Annotated in this window: 6 protein-coding genes; 4 read left to right on the top strand and 2 right to left on the bottom strand. The window is 75.5% G+C overall.

Features of this window, described 5'->3' with window-relative positions; all coding sequences use genetic code 11:
* The 4 genes from AB0J52_RS24000 to AB0J52_RS23985 form a co-directional block, all read left to right on the top strand.
* Nucleotides 1-1,059 (top strand): rhodanese-like domain-containing protein (locus tag AB0J52_RS24000; protein ID WP_500184306.1); only part of this gene is annotated, 1,059 nt, incomplete at its 5' end.
* Between the two features lie 22 nt (nucleotides 1,060-1,081).
* On the top strand, nucleotides 1,082-1,453 hold the full coding sequence (locus AB0J52_RS23995) for a rhodanese-like domain-containing protein (protein ID WP_500184305.1): 372 nt from the start codon (nucleotides 1,082-1,084) through the stop codon (nucleotides 1,451-1,453).
* The gene (locus AB0J52_RS23990) at nucleotides 1,450-2,244 is read left to right on the top strand and encodes a sulfite exporter TauE/SafE family protein (protein ID WP_500184304.1); all 795 of its coding nucleotides are present in this window, start codon (nucleotides 1,450-1,452) and stop codon (nucleotides 2,242-2,244) included. Before AB0J52_RS23995 ends, AB0J52_RS23990 begins: the two co-directional genes overlap by 4 nt.
* 98 nt (nucleotides 2,245-2,342) lie before the next feature.
* Entirely contained in the window at nucleotides 2,343-2,906 is a 564-nt protein-coding gene (locus AB0J52_RS23985; RefSeq protein WP_500184303.1) for a rhodanese-like domain-containing protein, read from the top strand.
* A gap of 144 nt (nucleotides 2,907-3,050) precedes the next feature.
* Here the strand turns inward: AB0J52_RS23985 and AB0J52_RS23980 are convergent, their stop codons facing one another.
* Nucleotides 3,051-4,676: an MFS transporter gene (locus tag AB0J52_RS23980; RefSeq protein ID WP_500184301.1), complete on the bottom strand. Its 1,626-nt coding sequence runs from the start codon at nucleotides 4,674-4,676 to the stop codon at nucleotides 3,051-3,053.
* Nucleotides 4,677-4,789: 113 nt separating this feature from the next.
* Nucleotides 4,790-5,844, bottom strand: a 1,055-nt coding sequence (locus AB0J52_RS23975; protein WP_500184299.1) for an FHA domain-containing protein, incomplete at its 5' end; no start/stop codon positions are given.

Below are 5,844 nucleotides of genomic sequence, written 5' to 3'. Positions count from 1 at the left end.
GTCGCCACCCCCGGCCACACCCCGCACCACACCACCTACGTCCTGGAGGAGGACGGCCGGGCCGTGGCCGCCTTCACCGGCGGGTCCCTGCTGATCGGCTCGGTGGGACGCCCCGACCTGGTCGAGCCGCGGCTCACCGAGCGGCTGGCCCGGGCGCAGCACGCGTCGGTCCGGCGGCTGGCCGACGAGCTCGCCGACGAGGTCCGGGTCCTGCCCACGCACGGGTTCGGCAGCTTCTGCTCGTCCTCCCAGGCCGAGGGCGACTCGACCACGATCGGGACCGAGCGCGCCCGCAACTCCGCGCTGACCAAGGACGTCGACACCTTCGTCGCCGAACTGCTCGCCGGGCTGGACGACATCCCCGCCTACTACGCCCACATGGGCCCGGTGAACGCCGCGGGCCCGGCTCCGGTGGACCTCACGCCGGTGCGCCGCGCGGACGCCGCCGAGATCGCCGCGCGGCTGGACGCGGGGGAGTGGGTCGTCGACCTGCGCAGCCGCGTCGCCTTCGCCGCCGGCCACGTCGCAGGGTCGTTCAACTTCGAGGGCGACGGCAAGCTCGCCACCTACCTGGCCTGGCTGATCCCGTGGGGCCGTCCCGTCACCCTGCTCGCCGAGAACGCCGAGCAGATCGCGGACGCGCAGCGCGAGCTGGTCCGCGTCGGCATCGACCGGCCGGCCGCCGCCGCGACCGGCGGACCCGCCGACTGGCTCCCCGAGGGCGAGAAGCCGCGGTCCTTCCCCCGCGCCACCTTCGCCGACCTCGCCGCGACGCTCCGCGACGGCGGGGAGCGGCCGGTCGTCCTGGACGTCCGCCGCGACTCCGAGCGGGAGCTCGGGTTCGTCGAGGGCTCGGTCCACATCCCCATCCACGAGCTGCGCGACCGCGCCGGTGAGATCCCGGCGGGCCGGGTCTGGGTGCACTGCGCGGGCGGGCTGCGCGCCGCGACGGCCGCGTCCCTGCTGGACGCCGCGGGCCGCGAGGTCGTGGCCGTCGACGACGGCTTCGAGGCCGCCGTGGACGCCGGGCTCACCGTCACCGGAACCGACGCCCGCTGAGCACCGACAGGAGGACAGCACCATGATCTTCGGAAACCTTTTCGGCTCCTCGGGCGGAGGCCGGATCTCCGCCAGGCAGGCGCGGCAGCGCGTCGCGGCAGGCGAGGCCGTCCTCCTCGACGTCCGCGAGGCGGGGGAGTGGAAGGCGGGGCACGCGCCCGGCGCGCTGCACCTGCCGCTCAGCCGCCTGGCCGCCGGGGCCCAGCTGCCCGCCGCGGCCCGCGACAAGCCGGTCGTGGCCATCTGCCGCTCCGGCGGCCGGTCCCGGCAGGCCGCCCAGATCCTCGCCGGGCGCGGCGTCGACGTCGTGGACGTGACGGGCGGCATGTCCGCCTGGGCGCGCGAGGGACTCCCCGTCACCGGCCCCGGCGGCCGCCCCGGCTCGGTGGCATGACCACGCTGATCCTGGCCCTCGGCTGCGGAGCCGTGGCGGGGCTGGTGCTGGGCGCGCTCGGCGCGGGGGGCAGCATGCTCACCGTGCCCGCGCTGGTCTACCTGCTGGGGTTCACCCCCGCGCAGGCCACCACCGCCAGCCTCGTCATCGTCACCGTGACCTCGGTCACCGCGCTCCTCGCGCACGCCCGCGCGGGCAACGTGCGCTGGAAGGCGGGGACGCTGTTCGCGGTGGCCGGGATCGTGCCCGCCGCGGTGGCCGGGCTCGCGGCGGGACGCCTGCCGCAGCCCGTCCTCACCGCCGCCTTCGCGCTGGTCGCCGGATTCGCGGCCGTCCGCATGCTCCGCTCCACGTCCGCGTCCCGCACCAAGCCCGAGCCCGCCGCGCCGGACGCGGACGACCAGGAGGACGGCCGGACGCCCCGGACGCACGCGGGTAAGGCGGCGGCCACGGGGGCCGGCCTCGGGGCGCTGACCGGACTGCTCGGTGTCGGCGGCGGGTTCCTCGTCGTCCCGGCGCTGGTCACCCGGCTCGCCTTCCCCATGCGGGCGGCGATCGGCACGAGCCTGCTGGTCATCGCCGTGAACGCGCTGGCGTCGCTGGTCACGCGCGGCGCCGCCGCGTCCGACCTCGACTGGGCGACGATCGTCCCCTTCGCGGGGGCCGCGATCCTCGCCGCGCGCGACGGCCGGCGCCTCGCGTGCCGGCTCTCCGGACGCCTCCTGCAGCGCGGCTTCGCCTTCATGCTCCTGGCCGTCGCGGGCCTGATGCTCGTCGACGCGCTCGCCTGACCCCACGACGACCCCACGACGGACCCCCGGGGCGGAATACCCCGGCCCGTATCCTACGGTGGGTCCGATCACCCGGAACGGAAAGAGATCACCACACCATGGCCATCACCGCCCTCACTCCCGAGCAGGCCCAGACCCGCCTCGCGGAGCTGACCATCGTCGACGTCCGCACCCCGGGCGAGTTCGCCTCCGGCCACCTGCCGGGCGCCCACAACGTCCCCCTGGACAGCCTCGACCGGGCCACCGAGGCCCTCCAGGCCGCCGCTGCCCGCGGCCCGCTGCTGGTGGTCTGCGCGTCCGGGGCGCGGTCCGGCCAGGCGTGCGAGCGGCTTTCCGCGCTCGGCATCGAGGTGGCCACCCTGTCCGGCGGCACCCAGGCGTGGGCGCAGGGCGGCCGCGACGTCCACAAGCCCGGCGCGGGCCGCGCGGTCTGGGCGATGGACCGCCAGGTCCGGTTCACGGCCGGTTCCCTCGTGCTGGCCGGGGCCGTCGCGGGGGCGTTCTGGAAGCCCGCGCTCATCCTGTCCGGCGGTGTCGCGGCGGGCCTGGTCTACTCGGCCGTCAGCAACACCTGCGCCATGGCCGCGATGCTCTCCAAGCTCCCGCACAACCGTCCCCGGACGGGCGACCTCGACGCCACCCTCGCCGCCCTCAAGGGCTGAGCGCCGGACCGGAACGACGGCCGGACCCGGGAACCTCCGGGCCCGGCCGTCCTCCGGCGCACCGCGAACGAGCAACGGGCGGCGGTGCGGGTGCCGAACCGGGACACCGCACCGCCGCCCGTCACGTCTGCGGGCGTCCGGGTCTTACGTCTCGGCCGTGGCGACGCTCGCGGACACCTTCGGCGCGGACTTGCGGGTCTCGACGCCGAACACCGCCACCGCGATGACGGCGAGGACGAGCGGGACGACGCCGAGCAGCGCGGTGAGCCCGATGGACGGCGCGGCGATGCCCGCGACCAGCAGGATCGTCACCAGGACGCCGCCGAGCTTGCCGACGCCGGCCGACAGGCCCGAGCCGCGCGAGCGGATCCGGGTCGGGTAGATCTCGGAGCTGTAGGCGGCCAGCACGGACGCGATGACGCTCGTCCCGACGATCGGCCCGGCGAGCAGGACGTACAGCCAGTCGCGGTGCTTGGCCAGGTCGTCCCCGGCGAAGGTCAGCACCGCGAGCGCGGCGGCGACCAGGGCGGTGAACAGCAGGATCGTCTTCTTCGCGCTCCACAGCCCGTAGAGGGCCGCGGCGAGGAAGACCAGCGGCAGGCCGAGCAGCGCCGAGTCGCGCAGCGCCCGGTCCGCGGTCGCCTGCGGGAGCCCGAGCTTCTGCAGGTTGGACGGGATCCAGAGCTGGAAGCCGTAGGTGACCAGCCCGATGCCGAGCCCGAGGATGACGACGGCGGTGGTGAGGCCGGCGAACGGCGGCCGGAACAGCCGCCCGAACCCGCCGCGCGCATTCGGGTCGGCGGCGGCTTCGGGGTCGGGCTCGGACTCGGTGGCCGGCACCAGCGACGCGCCGTAGCGGGCCATGACGGCGCGGGCCTCCTCCTCGCGGCCGTGCGAGAGCAGGAAGCGCGGCGACTCGGGGATCCAGTGGTTCAGCAGGATCAGGGCCACCCCGGTCGGCATGCCCGCCAGCCACAGGATGCGCCACGAGTACGTCGGGACGAGCTCGGCCGACATCCAGCTGGTCACGACGTAGGCGAGCGCGAGCGTCCCGCCGATGAGCACCATCAGCCAGCCGCGGTGCCGGCCGGGGATCGTCTCGGCGAGCAGCGAGAACGTGATGGGCAGCATGCCGCCGGCGCCCGCGCCCATCAGGAAGCACATGGCCAGGTTCCAGCCGAAGGACGGCATCGCGCCGCACGTCGCCGTAGTCACGAACAGGACCCCGGCGAACAGGATGGCCGCGCGGCGTCCGATGCGGTCGCCCAGCCAGCCCCACACGAACGAGCCCACGGCCGTGCCGCTGAGCCCGAAGAACGGCAGCAGCGCCACGGGCAGGTCGCCGTGCGGGTTGAGGGCCGACTTCAGCCCGTACTCCTTGGCCACGCCCGGCGCGGTGAACCCGAGCGAGATCGGCTTCATGGCGTCGATGGTGACGGCCGCGGTCAGCACGAGGACCAGCGCGATGTGCGCCGGGCGCAGCTTCGAGTCGTCCTCGGCCCGGACGCGCAGCTCCGCGGGCGGGGCGTTCTTCAGGAAGTCGCGCGGCACCAGGCCGTAGCCGACGGCCACCAGGCCCAGCACGATGAGGACCATCCCGACCATCATCGGGGTGTCCATAGGCATGCCGTTCAGGTGGTAGTGCATGTCCTTGGCGTGCAGGTACATCGGCAGGTGCAGCAGCACACCCGCGACGCAGGCGACGAAGCCCGCCCAGAAGAAGAGGGGGTGAGCGTAGGCGGTGCCGCCGCTCTTGGAGCGTGCTCGCATGGCGTGTGGTCGTCCTTCCGGACTCGGGGGGATGGCCAGATGCGGGGTGCGTTGGGCGAAAGTGCGCTTCCGGTGGGCCGGTCGCGGGATGTGACGGAAGATCGGACGTGTGGTCAGGGTTCCCGGTTCGACTCGAACCGGAACGTTCTGGACGCGCCGATGCGGGCGACCGTCCCCGGGACCAGCGGCACCGGGGTGTGCGGCGGGATCCGCTCGAAGTCGGGCGCGCCGGGCGGCTTGACCGCCGTGCCGTTGACCGATCCGAGGTCGACCAGGCGGACCCGCCAGCCGTCCAGCGAGACCAGGGTGTGCCGGCGGGAGATCGAGCCGTCGTCGTCGGTCAGCCGCATCGGGCGCGCGCGCCGTTCGGCGACCTCGGGCGCGTGCCGCGGCTCCCGTCCGATCAGCAGGTCGGCGGCGAGCGGGACGGTCTGGCCGTCGTCGACCAGCAGGAGGCCGAGCGGCGGCCGCGGCCCCTTGAAGGGCGCGAGCGTCGCCTGCATCATCGAGATCCCGCAGACCGCGCAGTAGCGTGCGCGGGGGTCGTTGAAGTGGTGGTTCTTGCAGTTCACGCCGAGCACGTGCGGCGGCTCGGGCATGGAGCGTCCGGGCGAACCCGTCCCCGACCCTGAACCCGACGGCGAGCCGGGCGAGGACGCGGACGCCCCCGCCGCCGGTGCGGGCGGTTCGGCCCGGGACGCGGCGGGGGAGACGGCGACCGGCGCGGCGGGTGAGGCGGCGATCGGCATGCCCCGCGAAGCGCCGCGCGCCGGGGGAGGCGGTGTGCCGGCGGAGGCCGCGCGCGACGCGGGCGCCTTGTACTCGACGCGCGTGCGCGGGAACGCCTCCGCCCCCGGACGACGCGGACGCGCCCCGGCCGCTACGGCCGCCCCGAGCGGCGCGACCGCCGCAGGCCCACCGGCCGCAACCGCACCGGCCGCACTTGCACCGGCCGCGCCGGGTGTGGCGGACGCGGGCTTCCGCGGTGGGCCGCCCGCCACCCGCCGTCCCGGCTGCGTGATCTGGCGCAGCCCGCCGCCGCGCACCACGCCGGACGACAGCCGCAGGCGCGGGTCCACGTCCCCGGCTCCGGGCAGGGCGAGGTAGGTGGTCCGCCCAGATCCGCTGGGACGCGGCCTCCGGGTAGGGGACGGTGCGCGACTCGGCG

The organism is Spirillospora sp. NPDC049652, from assembly GCF_040675125.1.
In the GTDB taxonomy this organism is placed as follows: domain Bacteria; phylum Actinomycetota; class Actinomycetes; order Streptosporangiales; family Streptosporangiaceae; genus Spirillospora.
This window is presented reverse-complemented; position numbering and strand designations above follow the sequence as displayed.